This window comes from Mycobacterium sp. SMC-8 (genome assembly GCF_025263565.1).
Classification (GTDB): Bacteria; Actinomycetota; Actinomycetes; order Mycobacteriales; family Mycobacteriaceae; genus Mycobacterium.
Map to the genome: position 1 here is coordinate 3,446,337 of NZ_CP079865.1, position 22,946 is coordinate 3,469,282.

Genomic DNA, 22,946 nt, shown 5'->3' on the forward strand with positions numbered 1-22,946 from the left:
ACCCCAATCACCTCGGGGCGCACGTCGCCGTCCGAAGCGCTCACCGGTGCACCATCCTCATCACCGCAGCAGGCCTTTCAGCTCGATCGTCGGCGGCGCTGCCAGCGCAGCCTGCTCGGCCTCCCGGATCGCCTCCTCGCGGTTCACCCCGAGGGGCATCTGCTGAATCTTGTCGTGCAGTTTGAGGATTGCGTGCAGCAGCATCTCGGGCCGGGGCGGACACCCCGGCAGGTAGATGTCGACAGGCACCACGTGGTCAACCCCCTGCACCACCGCGTAGTTGTTGAACATTCCGCCGGAAGAGGCGCACACCCCCATGGCCAGCACCCATTTCGGTTCGGCCATCTGGTCGTAGATCTGACGCAGCACCGGCGCCATCTTCTGGCTGACCCGGCCCGCGACGATCATCAGATCGGCCTGCCTCGGTGTCGCCGAGAACCTCTCCATGCCGAATCGGGAGATGTCGAAACGCGGTCCCGCGGTCGCCATCATCTCGATCGCACAGCAGGCGAGCCCGAAAGTCGCGGGCCACAGCGAACCCTTGCGTACGTATCCGGCGACCTTCTCGACGGTCGAGAGCAGGATTCCGCTGGGCAACCGTTCCTCTAATCCCATTGCAAGCCTCCCCGCCGCCACACGTAGGCGTAGGCGACGAACACGATCACCATGAACAGCAGCATCTCCACCAGGGCGAACAGCCCGAGGCTGTCGAACGCGACCGCCCACGGGTAAAGGAAGACGATCTCGATGTCGAAGACGATGAACAACATCGCCGTCAGGTAGTAGCGGATGGGGAAGCGCTGCCCCGTCGCGGCCGCGGCAGGGTCCATCGGATCCATCGGTTCGATGCCGCACTCGTAGGCTTCGAGCTTGGCCTGGTTGTAACGTCGCGGCCCGATCAGCAGCGCGATCCCGACCGACCCGACGGCGAACACAGCGGCGATCGCACCAAGCACCAGAATGGGCGTGTACAGATCCATACTGCGTTGCAGCTCCTCGGGGCAGTCGATGTGAGCTACCGCACAGCCTAGCCTTGTTTGGGATCCGCGCCATACATTTTGGTTAGTATCGCTAGTGGCGTCGTCCGGCGATCTCGCTCTGCCTCGAATAGGTAACTGCGCCAGGACCTTTCCTGCGGATCCGGTCAGAGCGCGGGGCGTAGCAGCGACACCACCGCGTCGCCCAGCCGGATGGGATCGATCGGATGTGGCACCGCGGCCTCGGCCCGCGACCACCGGGCCAGCCACGCGTCATCAGGACGCCCGGTCAGCACCAGGATCGGCGGGCAGTCGTTGATCTCGTCCTTGAGCTGCTTGGCGATCCCCATCCCGCCGACCGGGGCGGCCTCCCCGTCGAGGATCACCAGATCGAATCCACCCTCGTCCATCCGCCTGATCACCATCGGTCCCGTGGCGACGTCGAGATAGGTCAGTTCGGGCAACTCCGGGTGGATGCGCTTACCCAGCGCCAGCCTGACCTGTTCCCTGGTCCTGGGGTTGTCGCTGTAGACGAGGATCCGCAGCGGGTCCTGAGCCCGTGATGGCTCCGGAGATGGCACGGCCATGGGCGCGATGGTAACGCGCAGTCCCGGTGCCGAGGCCCGAACACCGAAAAGGGCTGCTACGCCGCCGCTTCAGCGGTCACGACGAGGTGTGGACAGCAGTGGCTCGATCTCGGCGGGGTCGAAGTACTCGTCGACCCGGGTGATCATTCCGTCTGCGTCCACTTTGATCACGATGCACACCCGCATCGCGATCGTCGTCCCGGCGGGGGTACGCGCATGCAGGACGTGTTGCTGGACGAAACCTCCGTCGAACAGCTGGCGGTCCAGGATCTCGTAGCGGCGATCAACGGTGGCGTCGACGAACCACTGGATGATCTTCACCGAACGGGCATGGTCGTTGTCCCGGGTGTCGCCACTCTTCCAGACCGCGATGCCCGGACTGAACAGCTTCGCCACCGTGGTGATGTCGCTGTGCTCGATCGCGCCGAAAAGCCGGTCGGCCACGGCGGCGGTGACTGTCACGGGCATCGTGTTGACCTCAACTTCGGTTCAGGTTGAACACTGGCGGGCATGAATCTGACCCCAAGACTGTCCCGTTTCGACGAGTTCTACAAGAACCAGACTCTGCCGTGGGTGATCGGCGAGCCGCAGCCGGCCGTCATCGAGTTGGAACGGGCCGGTCTGATCACCGGCCGGGTGCTCGACGCCGGATGTGGTACCGGCGAGCACACCATCCTGCTGACCGAGGCGGGCTACGACGTGGTCGGGATGGATGGTGCGCCCACCGCGATCGAACAGGCCCGGCGCAACGCCGAGGCGCGCGGCGTGAACGCCCGCTTCGCCGTGGCCGACGCACTGCACCTCCCCGAGCAGCCGAAGTACGACACAATCATCGACAGCGCGCTGTTCCACATCTTCGACGACGAAGACCGCGCGTCCTACGTGCGGAGCCTCCGCTCGGCGACCCGGACCGGCTCCGTGGTGCATGTCCTCGCACTCTCGGACACCGGCCGCGGATTCGGGCCCGAGGTCAGTGACAACACCATCCGGGCCGCTTTCGAGGCGGGGTGGGAGATCGAGGCGCTCGACGAGACGAGATACCGAGGAATGGTGACGGATCTCCACGCCGAGGCGCTGGGGCTGCCCACCGGCACCGTCGTCGACGAACCCGCGTGGCTGGCGCGGGTGCGCAGGCTCTGATCCGCGTCAGCGCAGCCCGACCACCGACCTGCCCCCGGCGGCGACCCACACCGTGCCGTCCGGGACGACGGCGATCCCGTGGGGTTCGGAGGCGGCCACCGGGAGGGCGTACTCGCTGATGACACCGTCGGCGGTCAGGTGTCCGACGCGACCCGCGGCCCACTCGGTAAACCAGCACCGCGCTGCCCGGCGGCGATCGGGGGTGGCCGGCCGGCCGGGCCCGGCAGGCAAACTCGGCGACCTCGCCGTGGCTGTACCCGACGCGGCCTGAAGCGCTGTTGACCGCCGTCAGCGGTCAGGCGGACGACGACGCCGCTGTGCACCAGTGTCACCCACACCACGCCGACCCCGTCGGGGGCGATGCCGTACGGGTCGGGGCCTCGGTGACCATGAGCTGCGTCATCGACGAGACGGACGGGATCATCGCCCGTCCGCATACCCCGGGTGGTCGATCGACAACCGGTGCCGCACCATCAGGCGCAGGCACTTCATCACCTCGTCGCCCCGGTCGTCGAGTCTGCCGTCCCGAATCGCACCGGCCAGCGACTGCTCGTCGGGGAAGCCGAGACCGTCGATCGCGGTCCGTACCGCTGCCCTCTCCTCGTCGAGCAGCTCCCGCTCGACGATGCGCAACACGTTGGCCGCTACGCGGGAATGGAAGCCGACCTGACCTTCGAGGGCGCGGACGTCGTTGTCGAGGAAGTCGGCCACGGCGGCGACAAGCTCAGCAGCGGTGGGACGTCGGCTCATCGTGGCCCTCGGCTCTTCGCGCGAGCGCTCATCGTGACCCTCGGCTCTTCGCGCGAGCGCTCATCGTGGCCCTCGGCTCTTCGCGCGAGCGCTCATCGTGGCCCTCGGCTCTTCGCGCGAGCGCTCATCGCGGCCCTCCTCCTGACAGCAGATCCAGCAGGTCCCATTCGGTTTCGCTGACCCGGCGACCGATCGCCGCCAGCTCGACCGACGGCGACTCGCCGGACAGGTGGCGTTCGGCCTGGTGCCGGCAGATGACGCCCCACCGCAGTGTCGCCACGGTCAGCCACCACCGGAAAGCCTTGCGGTCTAGCGTGGTACCCGCCGCCGCCTCATAGGCCTGCAAGAACGCCTCCACGCTGCCCAGGCCGCCTGCTCCGAGTTCCTCGGGTGCGCCGAACCGCCATGCGCGGATACAGAACCACGCCAGGTCTTCGTAGATCTCCCCGATATGCGTCAGTTCCCAGTCAAGCACCGCGGCAAGGCCTGACTCGTCGACGATTACGTTGCCCATCCGGAAATCGCCGTGCACCAGGCGCATCGGTGAGGGGGCCGGACGCGCGTCAGCCAGCCGACGGAATGTCCACTCGAAAGCCGCTGTGGTGTCGCCGATCTCATCCAGACGTGTTGGCCACCCGGCGAGCTCGTCGGGCGCGGTCAAACCAATACCGTCCGGGTCGGCGCGATGAATCGCCGCAAGCGCTGTCGCACACTGTCCGAGCAAGCGAGTGCGTCCTTCCTGATCGAGGCCGCGGAAGATGCGCCTAACGATCGTCTCACCGGGAATGGCATCACAGATCAGGAACGGATCACCCACGACCTCCGAAGAACTGTCCGCGGTGAGGATGTGGGGCACCGGGGCGCCGGCAGCGGCGGCGCGCTGCTGAACCTTGGCCTCCAGCTCCATGCTGGCGTGGATGTTGTCGCGGGCGCCTGTACGCAGGATCAGCGGCCGGGCATTACCGTCGACGTACGCGGTGTCTGATCTGCTCCTCGCGTGCGTGGTGAAACTCCACGTCGTCCGGCTCGCCCCACCCGTCAGCCGTTGCAGATTCTCGACGGTCGTGTCGCCGAGCACCGGCCGCAGCACCTCTTCGAGAGCCGCGGCCAAATCGGCGCTCATGCCTGCCTTCTGCTCTTCGCGCAAGCGCTCATCGCTGCCTTCTGCTCTTCGCGCAAGCGCTCATCGCCGCCTTCTGCTCTTCGCGCAAGCGCTCATCGCTGCCTTCTGCTCTTCGCGCAAGCGCTCATCGCTGCCTTCTGCTCTTCGCGCAAGCGCTCATCGCCGCCCGAATCCGAACAGCCTCTGCGCCACCCGCCGGATCTGAATCTCCTCCGCCCCCTCGGTAATCCGATACCGGCGATGATGCCGATAGATGTGCTCGAACGGCTCGTGCCTGCTGTAGCCGACACCGCCGAACACCTGCATGGCGCGATCGGCGGCCTCGCAGACCAGGCGGTTGGCCCGGTAGTTGGCCATCGACACCTTGTCCGACACCTCCATGTGGTGGTTGCGGTCGAGTTCGGACGCCGCGAAACGCACCAGCAGGCGCACCATCTGCGCCTCGGTCTGCAACTCCACGAGCGGCCACTGCACGGCCTGGTGGGTCGAGAGCGGCTTGCCGAACACCTTACGGTCGTTGGCGTAAGCGACGGCGCGGTCGATGCAGTACTGGGCCGCTCCCAGGCTGCTGGCGGCCTGGCGGATCCTGTTCTCGTGCAGGAACGTCTGCCCGACCTCAAGCCCGCGATCCACCTCGCCGAGCACCGCGTCCGACGGCACCCGCACGTTCTCCAGGAGCACCTCGCCGTGGTCGGTGGGCATGTTGAACGTCCACCAGTAGTACGGAACCGAGAATCCCGGCGCATCGGTCGGCACCAGGAACGCGGTGATGCCACGTGCCTGGCCCGCCTCACCGGAGGTCCTCGCGAACACCAGGTCGTGGGTGGCACGGTGCACCCCGGTGTTGAAGCGCTTGGCGCCGTTGATGATCCACATGTCACCGTCTTGCACGGCGGTGGTCTCCAGCCATGTGGCATCCGAACCGTGATTGGGTTCTGTGAGTCCGAACGCCATCGACCGCTTGCCGGTGATCAGTGCGTCGGTCCATTCCCGCTTCTGCTCGTCGGTGCCGAAGCGGTCCATCATGATCACCTGCGGGAAGTTGCCGACGATCGAGGACTCGTCCTGGAGGTCGTTGTGCAACCCCAGCCCCTTGTGGGCCAGATGCTCCCGGATCACCGCCATGTCGAGGTTGCTGCCGTCCCGGCCCCCGAACTGCGACGGCAGCCCAAAACGCAGCCAGCCCGCGGCGTCGGCACGCCGGCGCATCTCGTCGAGTAGATCCTCCCACTCACGACGCGGCACACCGCCGTTGTCCCAATCGGTGCGGGCATGTTCGCGTCGCTGGTCGAAATACTGGATGTGTTCGCGCTCCAGCGGTTTGATCTCGGCCTCGATGAACGCGTCCATCTCGGCGAGCAGCCCGGGGAGGTGGTCCGGAAGGGTGAAGTCCACAGTTCTCCTTTGAACGTCGTCGTGGTCAGTATCCGTACAGCGTCTTCTTCCAGATCCGTGAGAGGGTGGCGATCGCTTCCTCGTCGTCGATGTCGATGCCCAGGCCGGATGCACCGACGAACACGGTGGTGAAGTTCTCGAACAGCAACGCGATCGCCGCCGCCGTGTGCTCGGGGTGCAGTTCCCCACCGTATCCCTGTTCTTGGGCGCGAAGCACCGATGCCGCTACGATGTCGATGCCGAATCTCCGGAACTCGTTCTGCACCAGCGCGAAGCGCGGCTGGGTGGCGGCCAGTTGCGCGACGGCGATCATGATCCCGATGTTCTGCTTGAACATCGTCCAGTACCCGCTGACCACCGTGGTGAAGAACGCGTCGTCGTCGGGCGACTCGGGCAGTGCAACACTCAGACCGGACGGAGTGACGACATCGCGCAGGAACGACTGCGCCAGCGCAGCGAGCAGATCCTCCTTGTCGGCGAAGTACCGGTAGAAGACCGCGGGTGACTTGCCGGCAGCCGACGTGATGTCGGTGAGCGTGGTGCCGTGAAAGCCACGCTCGGCGAACAGCTTGCGGGCTGCCTGTTCGATCGCGCCGCGGGTCTGGCGGCCCTTGGCGCTGAGCGAACCGGGTTCCGGCGGCACGGCCGGCTATCCCAGGATCCGGTCGCCGGCGCGCAGCAGCGAGCTCGGTAGGTCGTGGCCCACCGCGCGCTGCGCCACGCCGGCCGCGGCGATGCTTGCATCCAGATCCACGTCGACGTGAATGCCGCTGTCCCGCAACAGATAGACCAAGTCTTCGGTCGCGATGTTGCCGCTGGCCCCCGGGGCGAACGGACATCCGCCCAGGCCGCCCACCGAGGCGTCCAGCCTGGTGACGCCTGCGCCGACCGCAGCGTACGCACTGGCCAGGCCGGCGCCGCGGGTGTTGTGGAAATGCGCGCCCAGCGGGAGGTCGCCGATCAGCGGCCGGACCACCGCGATCAGATCACTGACCCGCCGCGGTGTCGTGGTGCCGATCGTGTCGGCGATGGCCAGGCGGTCGACACCGGCGTCGACGGCCGCACGCACGATGTCCACGACCCTCTGCGGCGGCGTCGGCCCGTCGAACGGACAGTCCCAGGCAGTCGCGACGATGACCTCGACGGACACCTCGCTGTCGTGGGCGATCGCGACGATCTCGGGGATCTGGGCCGTGGCCTCCGCCGAGGAGCGCCCCACGTTGGCGCGGCTGTGACCGTCGGCGGCCGACACCACGTATTCGATCGAGCGCAGACCTGCGGCGATCGCCCGCCTCGCACCGTTCGGGCTGGCGACCAACGCGGAGAACTCGATCCCGGGGAAGTTGTGCAGCTCGGCGGCGAGGTCGGCGGCGTCAGCCAGCGCGGGGACCTTCGACGGCGACACGAACGCCGTCGCCTCCATCTCCCGCACGCCGGTGGCCGCGATGGCCGCCAGGAGTTCGAGCTTGGCCGACAGCGGGATCGGATCCTCGATCTGCAGGCCGTCGCGCATCGACACATCACGGATGTCGACATGGGTAGGCGTGGTCATAGCACACCCTCCGCTCTCAGAGCGTCCAGCTCGGCGTCGGTCTTGCCGAGTAGATCCCGGTAGATTTGGTCGTTGTGCTGGCCCGGCCGCGCCGATCCGGCAGAACGGATCGTGCCGGGCGTCTCGGACAACACCGGAACCACGCCTGGCCCCTTGATGTTCCGCCCGATCCGCTCATCCCAGTGGTCGGCGATCATCCCGCGCGCCTGTAGTTGCGGGTCCCGGACCACCTCGGCGACGGTGTTGATCGGGCCGCTGATCACGCCCGCGTCGGACAAGGTGGAGATGATGTCGTCCGGCTGCCGCTGCGCGGCCCACGCTGCGATGATCGCGTCGAGCTCATCCTGATTGCGGCCGCGCGCAACGTGATTGGAGAAGCGCTCGTCGGTGGCGAGTTCGGGTTGGCCCATCGCGGCGCACAACCGCCGGAAAACGGTGTCCTGGTTGGCGGCGATCACCACCCAGCTACCGTCGGCGGTCGGATAGATGTTCGATGGAGCGATGCCTTCCAGCCTGGTGCCCGACGGGCCACGCACCACTCCACCGATGTCATAGTCGGGGATCGTCGATTCCTGCACCGCCAAACATGATTCGGTGAGTGCCGCGTCGACGATCTGACCGTCGCCAGTGACGGAACGGCGGTACAGCGCGGCAAGCGCGCCCTGCGCGGCGAACATGCCGGCCAGGCTGTCGCCCAGGGACAGCGCCAACCGCGGGGGAGGGCCGCCCGGGAAGCCGTTCATGTGCCGCAATCCGCTGGCGGCCTCGGCGACCGAGGCGTATCCGGCCTTGTGCGCGTCCGGGCCGGTCTGCCCATACCCCGACACTCGCACCAGGATGATCCCGCGGTGACGGTCACGCAGAGTGTCATAACCCAGTCCCCATTTCTCCAGGGTGCCGGGCCGGAAGTTCTCGACGATCACGTCGGAACGCTCGACCAGTTCGAGGAATAGGTCGCGACCCTGCGGGACGCGAAGATTCAGGGTGACGGCCTTCTTGTTGCGTGCGTGCACCGTCCAGAAGAAGTGATGCCCGTCGAGCTCTGCCTGACCCCAGGTGCGTAGCGGATCGGGTGCACCCGGCGGCTCGATCTTGATCACCTCGGCACCCATGTCGCCGAGCAGGCGTCCCGCGAACGGGCCTGAGATCAGCGTGCCGACCTCAAGCACCCGGATACCGTCGAGCGGACCCGTGCTCATCGGGCGCTCGCGAAGTCGTGTCGAACCAGCCAGTCGGCGACGATACCGACCGCCTCGCGGAGCTTGTCCCGCTGATCCGGACCGGCGTAATAGTGGTTCGCTCCATCGATTTCGTGCATCTCCTTGTCCTGGTGACCGATCGCCTCGAAGATTCGGCGTGTGTGGCTGGGAGTGCAGGCGTCGTCGGCGAGGTTTCCGATCACCAGCGCGGGCACCTCGATGTCAGGACCGCACTTGACGGCATCGCCGTGCGCGTCGTCGTAACTCCACTGCGAGAGCCAGCTGCGCAGCGTGCAGAATCGTGCCAGGCCCACCGGGCTCATGTTCACCACCTGAGGATCACCCAGATAGCAGGTTCCCGGGGTCCGTTCGTTCGGATCGACGGTCGGGTCCAGCCAGCGGGGATCGGCCATGGTGCCGTGGACGACGAACGCGAACTCGTCATCGGGTCGGCCGGCGGCCTTGAGTTCGGCGAGCTTGTCCTTCACCCAGGTGGTGATCCGCCGGTTCCGGGCGACCTGGGCGTCGCGGTAGCGCTCCAAGAACTCCGGCGTGTACGGCGGCTGATTGGGGTTGGCGGGGTTGTACAGGTCGAGTTCGGGGTCGCGCTTGGTCGGGTCCGATTCATCGAGAATCGACGCGTCCAGCCATTCGGTCATGGTGCCGTGTCTGCTGATGTGCGCCGCGAGCAACATGATGCCGTCGGCCGGGACGAGGCCGAGCTTGGTCAGATCCGGACCGTCGCCCGACGGGCTCGACGTCACGGTGGGGTGCTGGGCCTGCTGTTGGTAGAACGCCGACAGGGACCCGCCACCGCTCCACCCGGCGAGCACCACCTTGGAGTAGCCGAGCCGGTTCTTCGCGTCCTTGATGCACTCGCCGAGGTCTTCGACGACCTTCTCCATCAGCAACGCCGAGTCGGTGCCCCGGAATCTGCTGTTGCAGTAGATGACGTGATGGCCGGCGCGGGCGAGCGCGTTGATCATCGGCAGGTACGCGCCCCCTCCGATCGGGTGCATGAACACGAGCACGGTGTCGCTTCCCACCGTTCTCGGCTTGAGCAGGTAGCTTTCCAGCACCACCCGCTCGGCAACGCCACCGTAGACGTCGCGGACACGCGAGTTGTTCTGGTAGGCAACCAGGTACGGGATACGGTCGTATTCGTGCTTCGTCATCGTCAGTGTTGCCCTAGATCGTTGGCGAGGATCTCCGGCGACGGGATCAACCGCCGTCGGGTGTCGATGGCGATGACGGACCAGTCCACCCGGTCGTAATCGTCGAATTTGCGGCGCGCGCGTTCGCGGGCCTTCTCCGGAGCCCCGTGGTGCACACCCTGCGGTGCGTGCGACACGAGGCCAGGAGGCATCGGGATGCCGTAGAGGGACCCGTCGTGGAAAAACGCGATCTCGTCGTAGTCCACGTTGCGGTGGTACCACGGCGTGCGTTCGGTGCCGGGCACCGTCTCAGCGGGTTTAGGCAGGAAGTTCATCACATACACCCCGGTGGCCTGCATGAACAGGTGCACTGTGGGCGGCAGGTGCACGCTCTCGGACGTGACGACCGTGTAGTCGTCGATGTTGAAGGTGAAGGGAAAGTTGTCTCCGCGCCAACCTTCGACGTCGAGCGGATTGTGCTGGTAGAACAGGCTTGTCGGCCCGCCGTCGTGGATCAGCCGTACTTCGTACTCTCCGTCGACCTGCGGGCCGACGCCGTCGTCGATCGGCTGGGGTTCGGGGATGACCGCCTGCGCGGGGTCGAAGGGGAAGTGCCGGCCGAGAGTGCCAGCGGGCGGCACCCGGAACTCGTCGGTCGCCTGGATCATCAGCAGTGTGCTCTCTTCGGCGGGCAGCTGCCGCCACGTGCAGGCCTTCGGAATGTAGATCCAGTCGCCCTGACGGTAGTCCAGCGGCCCGAATTCGGTTTCCAGGGAGCCGGATCCGCGATGGACGAAGGACAGCAGATCGCCGTCGACGTAGCGGACGAAGAACGGCATCTCTTCGGTGCGCCGTGACAGCAACACCTGGCAGTCCGCATTGGAGAACATCAACAGCGGCCCGCCGTGCGCATCGGTGGCGTCGCCGGGCTTGAGCTCACTGCTCAGGACGTCGGTGGGGCGGAGGGGGCCGACGCTCCGGTAGGCGGTGGGGTCGTGCCGCCGGTACATGTTGGCGGTCCGGCCGACGAAACCGCCACGACCGAGCTCGTCATCCTTGAGCCCGTCGAGGTCAGCATGAATCCGCTTGGGGGTCTTGCCCTTTCGAAGGTGGACGAATGATTCCATCGCGATCTCCCCGGCCTAGAAGTAAAAGTGACATTACTTTTAGATCCAAGCGTGGTCAATGGGTGTCGGCGATGTTCCCCTCCGGTGGAATTTCTGCCGATTCCAGCGGTCGTAGCCGTCGCATCGGCGGCTGGACTTGTCGGTGGTTCGCACTAGTGTTCGATGTATGGAGTTGGTGTCGGAGGCGGTGGGGGCGATCGTCGAGCAGATCGGTGTGCTGTCCAAAGCTGCCGACGAGCTCTCGCACCACGAGTTGGTCGGGCTGCTGGCCGAGCTGACCACGGTGCTGCGCAGCGTGCCGGCCCTCGAGCACAAGGTGTTGGCCCGGTTGATCGAGGAGACCGAGCCGCACCGGCTCGGGGAATCGTCGTGGAAGGGCGTGCTGACCACCGCGCTGCGGGTCAGTGGCGCCGAAGCGGGGCGGCGGTTGCGACGGGCCAAAATGCTGGGGCCGCGGCGGGCGATGACGGGCCAGCCTCTTGCGCCGGTGTGGGAAGCCACCGCCGCCGCCCAGGCCCAGGGCTTGCTGGATGAGGAGCACATCACGGTGATCGCGAGGTTTCACCAGAAGCTGCCCGCCTGGGTGGATGTGGACACCCGCGCCGCCGCCGATGCCCAGCTGGCCGCCCTGGGCTCGGGTCTGGGCCCTGACGAGCTCGATGCGGCCGCGGGGCGGTTATTGATGATGATCGATCAGGACGGCCCCGAACCCGCCGACGACGAGGTGGCCCGGAAACGGTGGGTCAAGGTCGGCAAGCAGCAGCGTGACGGGTTTCGCAAGATCAGCGGCTACCTCGACGCCGAACTGGGCGCCTACCTGGAGGCCACCCTGGCCAAGGAGGCCGCCCCCGGGGCCAACATGCCCGACCAACAGCCCGGCGATGATGAGGCGCCGGAGACCGCGGCGCGTCGGGATACCCGCACCGAAGGGCAGCGCAATCACGACGGCCTCAAAGCCCTGCTGCGCCGCACCCTGGAATCCGGACAGCTGGGCAGCCACAACGGGTTACCGGTCAGCGTGATCGTCTCGACCAGCTTGCAGGAGCTGGAAAGACGTGCCGGGGTGGCGGTCACCGGCGGCGGCTCGCTGCTGCCGATGCCCGATCTGATCCGGATGGCCGCCCGCGCCCACCACTACCTGTACGTCTTCGACGAACACACCGGTCAAAGCCTCTACCTCGGCCGGGCCCAACGGCTGGCCAACGCCGCCCAGCGGATCGTCCTGCACGCCCGCGACCGGGGCTGCACCCGGCCCGGCTGCACCGTCCCGGGGTACTGGTGCCAGGTCCACCACGCGGCCGCGGACTGGAAAAACGACGGCCAGACCAACATCGACGACCTCACCCTGGCCTGCGGACCGCACAACCGCATGATCGAGAACACCGGCTGGACCACCACCAAAAACGCCAAGAACCAGACCGAATGGATTCCACCACCAGGGTTGGATACAGGCCGGCGCCGCACGCAGCTGATCAATGGCTACCACCACCCCGAACACCACCTACTCGCAGACAACGAAGACGACGAAGACGACGAAGACGACGAAGACGACGAAGACGACCAAAGAACGTGACCGAATCCGGCCGTGGAATTTGGCGACGTGAAAGCTGTCGCTGATCAATCGATGAGGTCGACCCGCACGGTGAGCAGATTGGTTCCGAAGGTGCGCACGCCGACATTGTTGTACTGCGGCAGTGTGCGCATCCGCTCCCGGGCATCGTCCTCGGGCAGCAGATGCGCCGTGCCGCGATGCCAGCGTCCGTTGAGCCGCACCCGGACGTTGGGATCGGCCTTGATGTTGCGGATGTAGTCGGACTTGTCGCCGAACTCGGAGACGAACCAGAAGCTGTCCTTGATGCGGCGCCCGCCCAGCGGGGTCGAGCGGGGCTGGCCGGATTTTCGCCCGGTCGTCTCCAACAGCGTTTGAAACGGCATGTGCCGCATGACCCGATTGGCGACGTTCTTCTGGAAGAACTTGGTGACGCGGTCACGCAGCGTGTCGACCATCGAAACCTCCCCGGGCTCACACCATCGCGGTGCGCGGAATCTTCCCTCCCATTGTGAGGGCACCGGCAAGCTCGCGGCTGGTGTCGTAATCGAAGATGACATGGCCGACGATCACGTCGACATCCCGTTTGATGCGTTGCAGCGGATTGTCGAGGAAGTGGGCGCTGGCGCCGGACGCGGCGAGCAGAGTGCCGATGATCGCGCACGACTCGTGCACGATATGTGCCGCCGCCAGCCTGGCCTGACCGCGCACCGGTCGGTCCACCGGGTCGCCCGCCGCCACGATCGCTTCGATCTCGCCGACGGTGTCGGCCAACAAACTTCTCAGCGCCCGAAGTCGGACGTGCGCCTCGCCCAGATGCATGGCTGCCACCGGCTTGTCCTTCTGCGTGACGCCCTCGTAGGCGAGGAACCTCTGTGAGAGGCGCTCGCCGTAGATTTCGGTGGCGCGTTCGGCGCTGCCCAGCGCGGGCATCGCCGCCAGCAGCGCCAACGCCGGCGCCATCGGCCAGCGATACGTGTCGGCGTCGTGCAGAGCCGCCCCCGGGGCGGTACCGGTATAGATGTCGGACACCTCGACGAGTCGGTGCGCCGGTACGAAGGCGTCGTCGATCACCACGTCGTGGGATCCGGTGGCCCGCATGCCGTCGGTGTGCCAGACGTCCTCGATGCGGACGTCCTGGATGGGGAGCAGTGCCAGTACCGGATGGATCGTGGCTGGGTCGCCGGCCACCCGTGCGAACAGCGCGCCCACCATGATCCAGTTGCCGTGCATCACACCCGTCGCCCATGACCAGCGGCCGGTCAGCCGCATCCCACCGTCGCAGCCGACTCCGCGGCCGGTCGGTGCCAGTGGCGCCGGGGCCAGGAACGGACGCGTCGCAAACGCCTCGCTCTGTGCCTGTTCGCCGAACAACGCGAGCATCCAGTTGTGCAGGGCATAGAAGCCCAGCGTCCACGCACTCGACGCGCAGCCGTGGGCCATCCGGCGGACCGGGTCGAGGATGTCCGGGAACCGCGCCTGCATCCCGCCGAATCGCGCGGGCGCCAGTAGGTCGATAAACCCGGAATCCGTCGCGTCGGCAACGGTGTCGGCCGGCAACGTGCGCAGGCGCTCCGCTTCGGCCGCGCGTGCGGCGAGCCGGTCGATGAAGTCAGGGGAGACGGTCGAGGCGCCAGGCATGCGCGGAAATTACCATACCTTTTGGTATGTAAGGGTCAGCGGGACAGCATCAGGTCCAGGAAGCGCTCCCGCTGAGCCGCGGTGCGCGACTCCGGAGGCGTGACGGCCAGATGAAGAAACCCGATACCCGCCGCGAAGGTGGCCTGCGCCCGCATGTCGGCCTCGTCGCTGTCGAACCCGGCGTCGAGGAACGCCTGCCGGACCGCGGCGACCACCAGGCGGTCAGCGTGCTGCACGCTCTCGGCGACGACGGGGTCGGTGCGGGCCCACTCCCGCATCGCGCGTTCCAGTGCCCACTGCCGCTCACCCAAAAGCGAGGTCATCATCTGGTTGAGGCGTTGTCGAGGGTCGAGGTGTCCCAGCTGATCGAAATCGCGGCGGTCGCGATCGTGCAGCTGTGCCCAGGACTGCACCAGCGCGGCACGGAATGCGGCCATGTCGGGGAAATGCCAGTAGAAGCTGCCCTTGGTGACGCCAAGGCGCGCGCAAAGACGGTCGAGTTTGAGCGCTGCGCGCCCGTCGTCGGCGAGGACCGCGTAACCGGCGTGTATCCAATCCTCGGCTGTCAGCCTGCCTGCACTTTCGCGGCGCTTCGCCATCCCGGGGAGCCTAGTGAATCGCCGAAATGTGATCGCCGTCGCTCCGTTGGTGGGTGCGCCCCGCAGATTCGTTTCCTGGCTCGACGGCGCGGTGTGTTCCCCCACGTCGCGACGGTGATCTTCGCCGTCGTAAGATTCGCCTTCACGCACCAACATGCGCTATTCGGCGTGGCCGGACTTTCTCAGGTCGTGGTCACATGCTTTACTGCAACCGCTACAACTGAAGTTTTCTCGGTCCACTCCGTCGCCCGTTGGCAGTTCCGGAGAGGTGAGACAGCGCGGTGGAGACATCGCTGTGGTGTCGGTGGCGTCTAAGTCGAACTGGGAAAACGCAGACAGGCCGCGCAACGCGGTACCGGAAGATGGATGGATTGACGGTATGAGACTTCTTGACAGGATTCGTGGGCCCTGGGCGCGCCGGTTCGGTGTCGTGGCTATCGCGACAGCGATGATGCCCGCTTTGGTCGGCCTCACCGGAGGGTCGGCGACCGCCGGAGCATTCTCCCGGCCAGGTCTGCCGGTCGAGTATCTGATGGTGCCGTCTCCGTCGATGGGACGCGACATCAAGATCCAGTTCCAGAGCGGCGGCGAGAACTCCCCAGCGCTCTACCTGCTCGACGGCCTGCGCGCTCAGGAGGACTTCAACGGCTGGGACATCAACACCCAGGCCTTCGAGTGGTACCTCGACAGTGGTATCTCGGTGGTCATGCCAGTCGGCGGCCAGTCCAGCTTCTACACCGACTGGTACGCGCCCGCCCGTAACAAGGGCCCGACCGTGACCTACAAGTGGGAGACCTTCCTGACCCAGGAGCTCCCGCAGTGGCTGCAGGCCAATCGCGCGGTCAAGCCCACCGGCAGCGCCGCGGTCGGTCTGTCGATGGCCGGCTCAGCCGCGCTGAACCTGGCGACCTGGCACCCGGAGCAGTTCATCTACGCGGGCTCGATGTCCGGCTTCCTGAACCCCTCCGAGGGCTGGTGGCCCTTCCTGATCAACATCTCGATGGGTGACGCCGGCGGCTTCAAGGCCGACGACATGTGGGGCAAGACCCAGGACCCGAACAGCGGCTGGAAGCGCAACGACCCAATGGTCAACATCCCGACCCTGGTCGCCAACAACACCCGCATCTGGGTCTACTGCGGCAACGGCCAGCCCAACGAGCTCGGCGGCGGCGACCTGCCCGCCACCTTCCTCGAAGGCCTGACCATCCGTACCAACGAGACCTTCCGCGACAACTACATCGCCGCGGGCGGCAAGAACGGTGTGTTCAACTTCCCGCCCAACGGCACGCACAACTGGGCGTACTGGGGCCGCGAGCTGCAGGCCATGAAGCCTGACCTGCAGGCGCACCTCCTCTGACGTAGAACGCAGTGACGAAGCCCCCGGCCCGGATGGGTCGGGGGCTTCGTTGGTCTGAGGCCACTGGTTACTGTGGCCGTCATGACGGAAATCAACGCGATGGTGGCGCACCAGGACGCCGAGGGCGGCATCGTTCTACGGCACGAGGTCGTCGACAAGTCCTTCCTGCCCGACGGGGAGGTCGACATCCACGTCGAGTACTCCAGCGTCAACTACAAGGACGCCCTGGCCGTCACGCCCAAAGGCGGTGTCGCCCGCTCGTATCCGCTGATCCCGGGCATCGACGTCGCGGGCACCGTCACCGCGAGCACGTCCCCGGAATTCGCCGTGGGCGATCGCGTGATCGCCCACGGTCAGGACATCGGCACGGGCCGGCACGGTGGCTATGCGCAGACCGCCCGCTATCCGGCCGACTACCTGGTCAAGCTGTCGTCCTTGAGCACCGCCGACGCCGCGGCCGTCGGCACCGCCGGATTCACTGCGGCGATGAGTGTCAACGCCGTTCGCGCGCACGGGATCGGCCCGTCCGACGGACCGGTGCTGGTAACCGGTGCGACGGGGGGAGTCGGCAGTGTCAGCGTGGACCTGCTGGCCCGGCTGGGCTACGAAGTGGTGGCATCCACCGGCAAGTCCGACGCCCATGACCTGCTGCGTGACCTCGGCGCCGCCGAGGTGATCGACCGCGTTCCCGGCCCGGACGAGAAGGTCCGGGCCCTCGGGAAGGCGCACTGGGCCGCCGTCGTCGACTGCGTCGGGGGGCCCACGTTGGCCTACGCGCTCAGCACGTTGCGATACGGCGGCGTCGCCGCGATCTCCGGGCTGGCCGGATCCGCGGACCTGCCGACCACGGTGATGCCGTTCATCCTGCGCGGGGTGACGCTGGCCGGAATCGACTCCGTGCTACTGCCGATCGAGAAGCGCCGGGAGATCTGGGCGCAGATCGAATCGGAGTTGACACCACGTCATCTGGCTCGCCTCACCCGCGATGTGCCGATCCGTCAGGTCGCTGACGTGCTGAAGGCGATTATCGGAGGTGGAGTGACCGGACGGACACGGGTGGTCGTCCACGACGGGTTCTGATCCGGCTCCGCGTCCGCGGCGGGCCATGGAGTCAATCCGCTCGCTCCGCGTGAGGATATGCGCCATCATGAGCGATACCTTCACGGAGACGGCAGGGGATGGCCAGCCCGGTAACTGAGAGCACTGCGTGTTGCGGGTCGTGTGGCAACGACCTGCGGGCGAGGTCGCGCTTCTGCGACCTGTGCGGTGCACCGGTCCAGAATCGGCGGATCAATGGTGAGCACAAGCAGGTCACCGTGCTGTTCGCCGACGTCGTCGGCTCGATGAAGCTGGCCGCGGCACTGGACGCCGAGCGTCTCAGAGAGATCATGGACGATCTCTTCAACCGTTGCGCGGCGGTGGTGCAGCGCTATCAGGGCACCATCGACAAGTTCACCGGGGACGGGCTGATGGCCCTGTTCGGTGCTCCGATAGCTCTCGAGGACCACGCCTTGCGGGCCTGCATCGCCGCGCTGGAGATCCAGTCTGTCGCCCGGCAACTGGCCGATGACCTACACCGACGCGACGGTGTGGCGCTGCAGTTGCGTGTCGGACTCAACACCGGTGATGTGATTGTCGGCGAGATCGGCACGGGCCCAAGGAGTTACACCGCAGTCGGCCATGCGGTGGGCATGGCGCAGCGCATGGAATCCGCAGCCCGCGCGGGTACGGTGTTGTGCTCGCTGACCACGGCCGCCCTCGTCGAGCGCTCCGTCCGGTTGGGGCGGGTCGTGCACGTCGACGTCAAAGGAGCCGACCGGCCGGTTCCCGGGCGCCGGGTGCTGGCCGTCGAACCCGAGCGGATGGTGATCGGCCGCAACGAGGGCCTGCTGTTCGGTCGCACCGCCGAATTGGCCGAGCTGCACCGAGCGCTCGACTCGCGGTCGAGCCCGGTGGTCGCCGTCGTCGGCGCGCCGGGGGTGGGGAAGAGCCGGCTGGTCGACGAATTCGGTACCGAAGCCGCACGTCGGGGAGTGGACGTGGTCGTCGCCCGCTGTGACGCCCACGCGAGGCCCGTCGCGTTTCGCACGCTGTCGCGGTTCCTGCGCGCGATGTTCGCCGTCGAGGGGCTGAGCGCAGAACCCGCACGTCGTCGCGCCGCGGCTGGCGCCCGTTTGCAGGACGTCGCGTCCACGGACGCCCAGATCCTGTTCGAGGCCATGGGTGTCGCCGACGTCTCCTCACCGCCGCCGCAGGTGGGCGTGGACGGATGGCGGCACCGGCTGCTCGCGATCATGGCGCAGGCTCTCAGAACACGAGCAGGGCCGACAGTCTTCATTCTGGAGGACGCGCACTGGGCCGATCCGGCCAGCGATGCAGTCCTCGCCGAGTTCACGGCCGCGCTACCGGGAACGGCGGCGATGTTCGTCACCACCTACCGGCCGGAGTTTGACGGAAACCTCCATCGCGCTGCGGATCTGGCGGTGGCGCTGCACCCGTTGGACGAAGCGACCGCGACCGACCTGGCGTGTAACCTGCTCGGTCGCGACATGTCCATTACTGCTTTGGCCGAACAGGTTGCCAGGGTTGCCGGCGGAAACCCGTTCTTTGTCGAGGAAATCATCCGCGACCTGGCCGGGCGGGGAGTGCTCGCCGGCGGCCGCGGCCACTACCGGTTGGTCGGCGATCCGGCTGACATCGGGGTGCCGGCCACGGTGCACGCCGTGCTGGCAGCGCGCATCGATCGGCTGCCATCGGAGACCAAGTCCGTGCTCAACGCCGCGGCGGTTATCGGACCCCGGTTCGATGCGGACGCTCTCGCGACACTGGTGACCGGCCCGGTCGCCACCCGACTGGCCGAGCTGGTGGCGACGGAACTGATTGACCAGACGGAATTCGTTCCCCGGCAACGGTATTGCTTCCGCCATACTTTGATCCGCACGGTGGCCTATGATTCGCAACTCAACGCCACCCGGGTTCAGGCCCACCGACGGTTGGCGGCGGCGATCGAGAGCCGTGACCCCGCCGGCGTGGAGGAGAACGCCGCGCTGATCGCCACGCATCTGGAGTCGGCCGGCGCGTTCGCCGACGCGTGCCGGTGGCATCTGCGGGCTGCCGATTGGCTGCGCCCAAGGGATCTCGTCGCGGCGAGGGTCCAGTGGAATAGCGCGCTGCGCGTGGCCGACCGGCTGCCCGACGATCAGGACGGTGTGCTCGAGCTGCGCACCGCGCCACGCGCCATGCTGATCTCGACCGAGCTGTTCACCGGGACCGATGCCGAGAACGACCAACGCTTCGGAGATCTCCGCGAACTCGTGCTGCACACCGGTGACCTCAGGCCGCTGGCACTGGCGATGGCCGGCCGGGTGATGGCCTTCATCGTCAACAGCAGCCGTGTACCCGAGGCAATGCCGATCGCCGCAGAACTGGCCGAGGTGGTCGATCATCTCGTCGATGAACCTGCTTCCGAACTGGAGATTCTGCTCACCGCGATGGCGTTCGCCCGCTGGGCCAATTGCGAGTTCGACGCCACCCTGAAGATCACGGCCAAAAGCCTCGCCCTGCGCCTCGACCGTCCTTCGGTGGATCGCGCCGTCGCCCACGCGATCGCAGGACTGACCGAGGTGTGCCGGGGGAATCACGACCAAGGCGTCGAAATGCTGTGGAGTGCAACCGAGTTGGCGCGTGCGATGCCGCCGGTGCTCTTCTCGGCGGTGCTGCTGTACTGGGGAATCTTGGCGGCGATGGGCCTGCACGTGGCCCGCGATCTCGTCGACGAGATGTCCGACGCGCTCGAACGCGCAGAGTCGTTCGGTGACCGGTTCGGGATCATCGCCGCCCAGTGGACCTATGGCACCCTGCTGCTCTGCACAGACCCGGCCCGCCGCGGGGAGGCGGTCGGACTGCTGGATCGCGCGAGGAACGGCATTCTCACCGACAAGATCCAGAACTTCGCCATGGCCCTCATCGAGCCGCAGCTGGCGCTGGAGTGGGCGCGTCAAGGTCGCGGTGAGGAAGCCATCGAGGTACTCCGCGGGCGGGTCGCGTTGCACAGGCGCGACGCGGCGTTGTTCCATTACCCCGGTCCAGCAGAGGCACTGTGCGAACTGCTGATCGCGCGCGGCCGGCCCGGCGATCTCCAGGAGGCCGACGATCTGCTCGACTTCTGGGCCGAGCACACCCCGGGCACCGCGGCCATGGATCTCTGGACGCTGCGGGTGCGGGCATTGTTGGCCGCCGCACACGGCCTTTCGCAGGATCACCGCGCGCTGTGCCGCAGCTATCTGGTGGCGTGCGAGACCATCGCGGCCGACGGACGGCTCGACGAGGCGCGCCGTATGGCGGCGATGGCGAGCGGCTGATGGCCACGATCCTCGCGTACACCTCTCCGGCTCTCGGGCATCTGATCCCGATGTCTGCGCTGCTGTCCGAACTGGCAGATCGCGGACACTCGATTCACGTCCGCACCCTGTCGGCCGGCGTCGACCTGGCGCGGCGGAGTGGTTTCGAGGCCGGCCCGATCGATCCGCGCATCGAGGACATCCAGATGGACGACTGGCAAGCCTCCAATCCTATTGGAGCGCTGAAGCTCTCCATCGGCGCCTTCGCGCGGCGCGCAGCCTGTGAGGTCGCCGACTACACGACGGCCGTGGAGGAGGTGCGGCCTGATGCGGTGCTCGTCGATGTGAACTGCTGGGGTGCGCTGTCGGTATCCGAGGCCGTCGGTGTCGCGTGGGCCTGCTTCTCGCCGTTCACACCGGCATTGCCGGTGCCCGGTGTGCCGCCCTTCGGGCTCGGTCTGCGGCCACTGCCCGGCGTGACGGGCCGATTGCGTGACGCCCTGATCCGGACCGCGGTGAGTGCGCCGCTGGAACGGCCGGCGCTACGGGCCATCAACACGATCCGCTCCGATCTCGGGGTGCGCCCGGTGACATCGCTGGACGACTTCCTGCGCCGCGCGCCGCTGCTCTTCGTCGCCAGCGGTACACCCTTCGAATATGCGGGCGACTGGGGCGGCGAAGTGCACATGATCGGACCCTGCGTGCCCGCCGGATCATCGCCGCCCGCTCCGGACTGGCTGGCTGCCATCGACCGCCCGATCGTGCTCGTCACGACATCGACGGAACGACAGTCGGACGCCGGTCTCGTGTCGACGGCCATTACGGCGCTTGCCCACGAGTCGGTCCACGTGGTGGCCACCGTGCCCGCCGGCCGACCGGAGGATCACCCCGGCGGCCCGAACGCGACGGTGCTGACATTCGTCGACCACGAGGCGGTGCTCGACCGTGCGGTGTGTGCGATCACCCACGGCGGCATGGGGGCCACCCAACGGGCGTTGGCCCGCGGCATCCCGGTGTGCGTGGTGCCGTTCGGTCGAGACCAGTTCGAGGTCGCCCGGCGTGCCGAGGTCGCCGGATGCGGGACACGGCTGCCCAGGCGCCGCCTGTCGGCGCCGCGGCTGCGAGACAAAGTCCGCGAAGCGATGACGCTGACCGCCGGGGCACGCGAAGTCGCCGCCGGATTCGCGGCCACGGGCGGTGTTCGGCGCGCGGCTGACGTCTTCGCGCGCGACCTACTTCAACTCGGCCGAAGTCAGCCCGAGTAGACGTCTGGCCACGACCAGCTGCTGGATCTGCTGGGTGCCCTCGAAGATATCGAGGATCTTTGAGTCACGCGCCCACTTCTCCAGCAGCGTCTGCTCGGAATAGCCTGTGGTGCCGGCCATTTCGACGGCCTTGAGGGTGATGTCGCTGGCCACCCGGGCGGCCTTGGCCTTGCCCATCGAGGCTTCCTTCGAGTTGGGGATCCGGTTGTCGGCCTGCCATGCCGACCGCACGGTCAACAGGTAGCCGGACTCCCACTCAGCCTCCATCCGGAGGAACTCCGCGGCCGCGGCGCTCTGTGCGTGCGCGGGCTTGTCGTAGGAGATCTCGATGCCTGCGTCGGTGAGGATCTTGCGCAGATCCTCCAGTGCGGCGCGGGCCACGCCGACGGCCATCGCCGCCACGATGGGGCGAGTGTTGTCGAAGGTCTCCATGACCCCGGCAAAACCCTTCTCCACGTGGATCTCCGGGTCGCCGAGCAGGTTGTCCTTCGGGATCCTGGCGTTGTCGAAGCGGATCACCGCGGTGTCGGAGGCCTTGATACCGAGCTTGTGCTCCAGGCGCTCGACGGTCACCCCGGGATGCTCGCGCGGCACGATGAACGACTTGATCGCCGCACGGCCCTTGGACTTGTCCAGCGTCGCCCACACCACGATGTGGGAGGCGCGCGAGCCGGCGGTGACGAAGATCTTCTCGCCGTTGATCACGTACTCGTCGCCGTCGAGGACCGCGGTGGTCGACACGGCGGCCGAATCCGAACCGAAGCTCGGTTCGGTGATCGCCATGGCCGCCCACACGCCCTTGCCCAGGCGCTCCAGCTGTTCCGGCGTGGCGACCGACGAGATCGCCGCGTTGCCCAGACCCTGCCGCGGCACCGACAGCAGCAGCGCCACGTCGCCCCAGGAGATCTCCAGTGCGTTCAGCAACGCAGACATGTTGGCGCCGTTGATATTCGACTTCTTGTCGTCGCCGCTGCCACCTACGAACGCGTCCGTGCCCGCGAACGAGATGGTGTTGGCCTCCGAGATGCCCTCGAACAGATCGGCGAGGGTGTCGAGCTCGACGGGGTACGCGTGCTCCTTGAGGTCGTATTTGCGCGAGATGGGACGGATCATCTCGGCGGCGCCCTGGTGGCCCTTCTCGATGACCGCCTGGAGCTTCTTCGGCATTTCCAGATTGATCGCCATGATGTT

At 67.0% G+C, this 22,946-nt stretch carries 23 protein-coding genes; 6 read left to right on the top strand and 17 right to left on the bottom strand.

Annotated features, from left to right (window positions below; translation table 11 throughout):
* Window positions 1-60: 60 nt before the first annotated feature.
* From KXD97_RS16680 to KXD97_RS16695, 4 genes are all read right to left on the bottom strand, one after another.
* Window positions 61-615: an NADH-quinone oxidoreductase subunit B family protein gene (locus tag KXD97_RS16680; protein WP_260751144.1), complete on the bottom strand. Its 555-nt coding sequence runs from the start codon at window positions 613-615 to the stop codon at window positions 61-63.
* The gene (locus KXD97_RS16685; protein ID WP_260751145.1) at window positions 606-980 is read right to left on the bottom strand and encodes an NADH-quinone oxidoreductase subunit A; all 375 of its coding nucleotides are present in this window, start codon (window positions 978-980) and stop codon (window positions 606-608) included. Before KXD97_RS16685 ends, KXD97_RS16680 begins: the two co-directional genes overlap by 10 nt.
* A 164-nt stretch (window positions 981-1,144) precedes the next feature.
* Window positions 1,145-1,564 carry a hypothetical protein gene (locus KXD97_RS16690; RefSeq protein WP_260751146.1) on the bottom strand — a complete coding sequence of 140 codons (420 nt, stop codon included), beginning with the start codon at window positions 1,562-1,564 and terminating at the stop codon, window positions 1,145-1,147.
* Between the two features lie 69 nt (window positions 1,565-1,633).
* On the bottom strand, window positions 1,634-2,032 hold the full coding sequence (locus KXD97_RS16695) for a nuclear transport factor 2 family protein (RefSeq protein ID WP_260751149.1): 399 nt from the start codon (window positions 2,030-2,032) through the stop codon (window positions 1,634-1,636).
* A 42-nt stretch (window positions 2,033-2,074) separates the two neighbouring features.
* Here KXD97_RS16695 and KXD97_RS16700 point away from each other — a divergent pair, with 42 nt between their 5' ends.
* Window positions 2,075-2,704: a class I SAM-dependent methyltransferase gene (locus KXD97_RS16700; RefSeq protein ID WP_260751150.1), complete on the top strand. Its 630-nt coding sequence runs from the start codon at window positions 2,075-2,077 to the stop codon at window positions 2,702-2,704.
* 6 nt (window positions 2,705-2,710) lie between these two features.
* Here KXD97_RS16700 and KXD97_RS16705 read toward each other — a convergent pair whose 3' ends face one another.
* The 9 genes from KXD97_RS16705 to KXD97_RS16745 form a co-directional block, all read right to left on the bottom strand.
* Window positions 2,711-2,935: a hypothetical protein gene (locus tag KXD97_RS16705; protein WP_260751151.1), complete on the bottom strand. Its 225-nt coding sequence runs from the start codon at window positions 2,933-2,935 to the stop codon at window positions 2,711-2,713.
* Between the two features lie 189 nt (window positions 2,936-3,124).
* A complete protein-coding gene (locus KXD97_RS16710) occupies window positions 3,125-3,454 on the bottom strand; it encodes a DUF6285 domain-containing protein (protein ID WP_260751152.1) in 330 nt (109 codons plus the stop codon).
* A 124-nt stretch (window positions 3,455-3,578) separates the two neighbouring features.
* Window positions 3,579-4,577, bottom strand: coding sequence for a phosphotransferase family protein (locus KXD97_RS16715; RefSeq protein WP_260751154.1), 999 nt, complete (start codon window positions 4,575-4,577; stop codon window positions 3,579-3,581).
* 156 nt (window positions 4,578-4,733) lie between these two features.
* A complete protein-coding gene (locus KXD97_RS16720; protein WP_260751155.1) occupies window positions 4,734-5,972 on the bottom strand; it encodes an acyl-CoA dehydrogenase family protein in 1,239 nt (412 codons plus the stop codon).
* Window positions 5,973-5,997: 25 nt separating this feature from the next.
* The gene (locus KXD97_RS16725; RefSeq protein ID WP_260751157.1) at window positions 5,998-6,615 is read right to left on the bottom strand and encodes a TetR/AcrR family transcriptional regulator; all 618 of its coding nucleotides are present in this window, start codon (window positions 6,613-6,615) and stop codon (window positions 5,998-6,000) included.
* Window positions 6,616-6,621: 6 nt separating this feature from the next.
* A complete protein-coding gene (locus KXD97_RS16730) occupies window positions 6,622-7,524 on the bottom strand; it encodes a hydroxymethylglutaryl-CoA lyase (protein WP_260751158.1) in 903 nt (300 codons plus the stop codon).
* Window positions 7,521-8,723, bottom strand: coding sequence for a CaiB/BaiF CoA-transferase family protein (locus KXD97_RS16735; protein ID WP_260751159.1), 1,203 nt, complete (start codon window positions 8,721-8,723; stop codon window positions 7,521-7,523). Before KXD97_RS16735 ends, KXD97_RS16730 begins: the two co-directional genes overlap by 4 nt.
* Complete coding sequence (locus KXD97_RS16740) at window positions 8,720-9,898, bottom strand: alpha/beta fold hydrolase (protein ID WP_260751160.1); 1,179 nt, start codon at window positions 9,896-9,898, stop codon at window positions 8,720-8,722. The genes KXD97_RS16735 and KXD97_RS16740 overlap by 4 nt, the downstream gene beginning before the upstream one ends.
* 2 nt (window positions 9,899-9,900) lie before the next feature.
* Window positions 9,901-11,004, bottom strand: a complete 1,104-nt coding sequence (locus KXD97_RS16745) for a homogentisate 1,2-dioxygenase (RefSeq protein ID WP_260751161.1) — start codon at window positions 11,002-11,004, stop codon at window positions 9,901-9,903.
* A gap of 166 nt (window positions 11,005-11,170) precedes the next feature.
* Here KXD97_RS16745 and KXD97_RS16750 point away from each other — a divergent pair, with 166 nt between their 5' ends.
* On the top strand, window positions 11,171-12,577 hold the full coding sequence (locus KXD97_RS16750) for an HNH endonuclease signature motif containing protein (RefSeq protein ID WP_260751162.1): 1,407 nt from the start codon (window positions 11,171-11,173) through the stop codon (window positions 12,575-12,577).
* 44 nt (window positions 12,578-12,621) lie between these two features.
* Here the strand turns inward: KXD97_RS16750 and KXD97_RS16755 are convergent, their stop codons facing one another.
* The 3 genes from KXD97_RS16755 to KXD97_RS16765 are packed head-to-tail and all read right to left on the bottom strand — an operon-like array spanning window position 12,622 to window position 14,793.
* Entirely contained in the window at window positions 12,622-13,011 is a 390-nt protein-coding gene (locus tag KXD97_RS16755) for a nitroreductase family deazaflavin-dependent oxidoreductase (RefSeq protein WP_260751163.1), read from the bottom strand.
* Window positions 13,012-13,027: 16 nt separating this feature from the next.
* Window positions 13,028-14,194: an acyl-CoA dehydrogenase family protein gene (locus tag KXD97_RS16760; RefSeq protein WP_260751164.1), complete on the bottom strand. Its 1,167-nt coding sequence runs from the start codon at window positions 14,192-14,194 to the stop codon at window positions 13,028-13,030.
* A 35-nt stretch (window positions 14,195-14,229) separates the two neighbouring features.
* On the bottom strand, window positions 14,230-14,793 hold the full coding sequence (locus tag KXD97_RS16765) for a TetR/AcrR family transcriptional regulator (RefSeq protein ID WP_260751165.1): 564 nt from the start codon (window positions 14,791-14,793) through the stop codon (window positions 14,230-14,232).
* Window positions 14,794-15,172: 379 nt separating this feature from the next.
* Between KXD97_RS16765 and KXD97_RS16770 the strand changes: the two genes are divergently transcribed.
* From KXD97_RS16770 to KXD97_RS16785, 4 genes are all read left to right on the top strand, one after another.
* A complete protein-coding gene (locus KXD97_RS16770; protein ID WP_260751166.1) occupies window positions 15,173-16,150 on the top strand; it encodes an esterase family protein in 978 nt (325 codons plus the stop codon).
* An 81-nt stretch (window positions 16,151-16,231) separates the two neighbouring features.
* Window positions 16,232-17,230, top strand: coding sequence for an MDR family oxidoreductase (locus KXD97_RS16775; protein WP_260751167.1), 999 nt, complete (start codon window positions 16,232-16,234; stop codon window positions 17,228-17,230).
* A gap of 98 nt (window positions 17,231-17,328) precedes the next feature.
* Window positions 17,329-20,511, top strand: coding sequence for an adenylate/guanylate cyclase domain-containing protein (locus KXD97_RS16780; protein ID WP_396884226.1), 3,183 nt, complete (start codon window positions 17,329-17,331; stop codon window positions 20,509-20,511).
* Window positions 20,511-21,755 (top strand): glycosyltransferase, encoded by a 1,245-nt coding sequence (locus KXD97_RS16785; protein WP_260751169.1) that lies wholly within the window; start codon window positions 20,511-20,513, stop codon window positions 21,753-21,755. The genes KXD97_RS16780 and KXD97_RS16785 overlap by 1 nt, the downstream gene beginning before the upstream one ends.
* On the opposite strand, the gene KXD97_RS16790 is transcribed toward KXD97_RS16785, so the two are convergent.
* Window positions 21,723-22,940: an acyl-CoA dehydrogenase family protein gene (locus KXD97_RS16790; RefSeq protein ID WP_260751170.1), complete on the bottom strand. Its 1,218-nt coding sequence runs from the start codon at window positions 22,938-22,940 to the stop codon at window positions 21,723-21,725. The two genes, KXD97_RS16785 and KXD97_RS16790, sit on opposite strands and share 33 nt — an antisense overlap.
* Window positions 22,941-22,946: the final 6 nt, after the last annotated feature.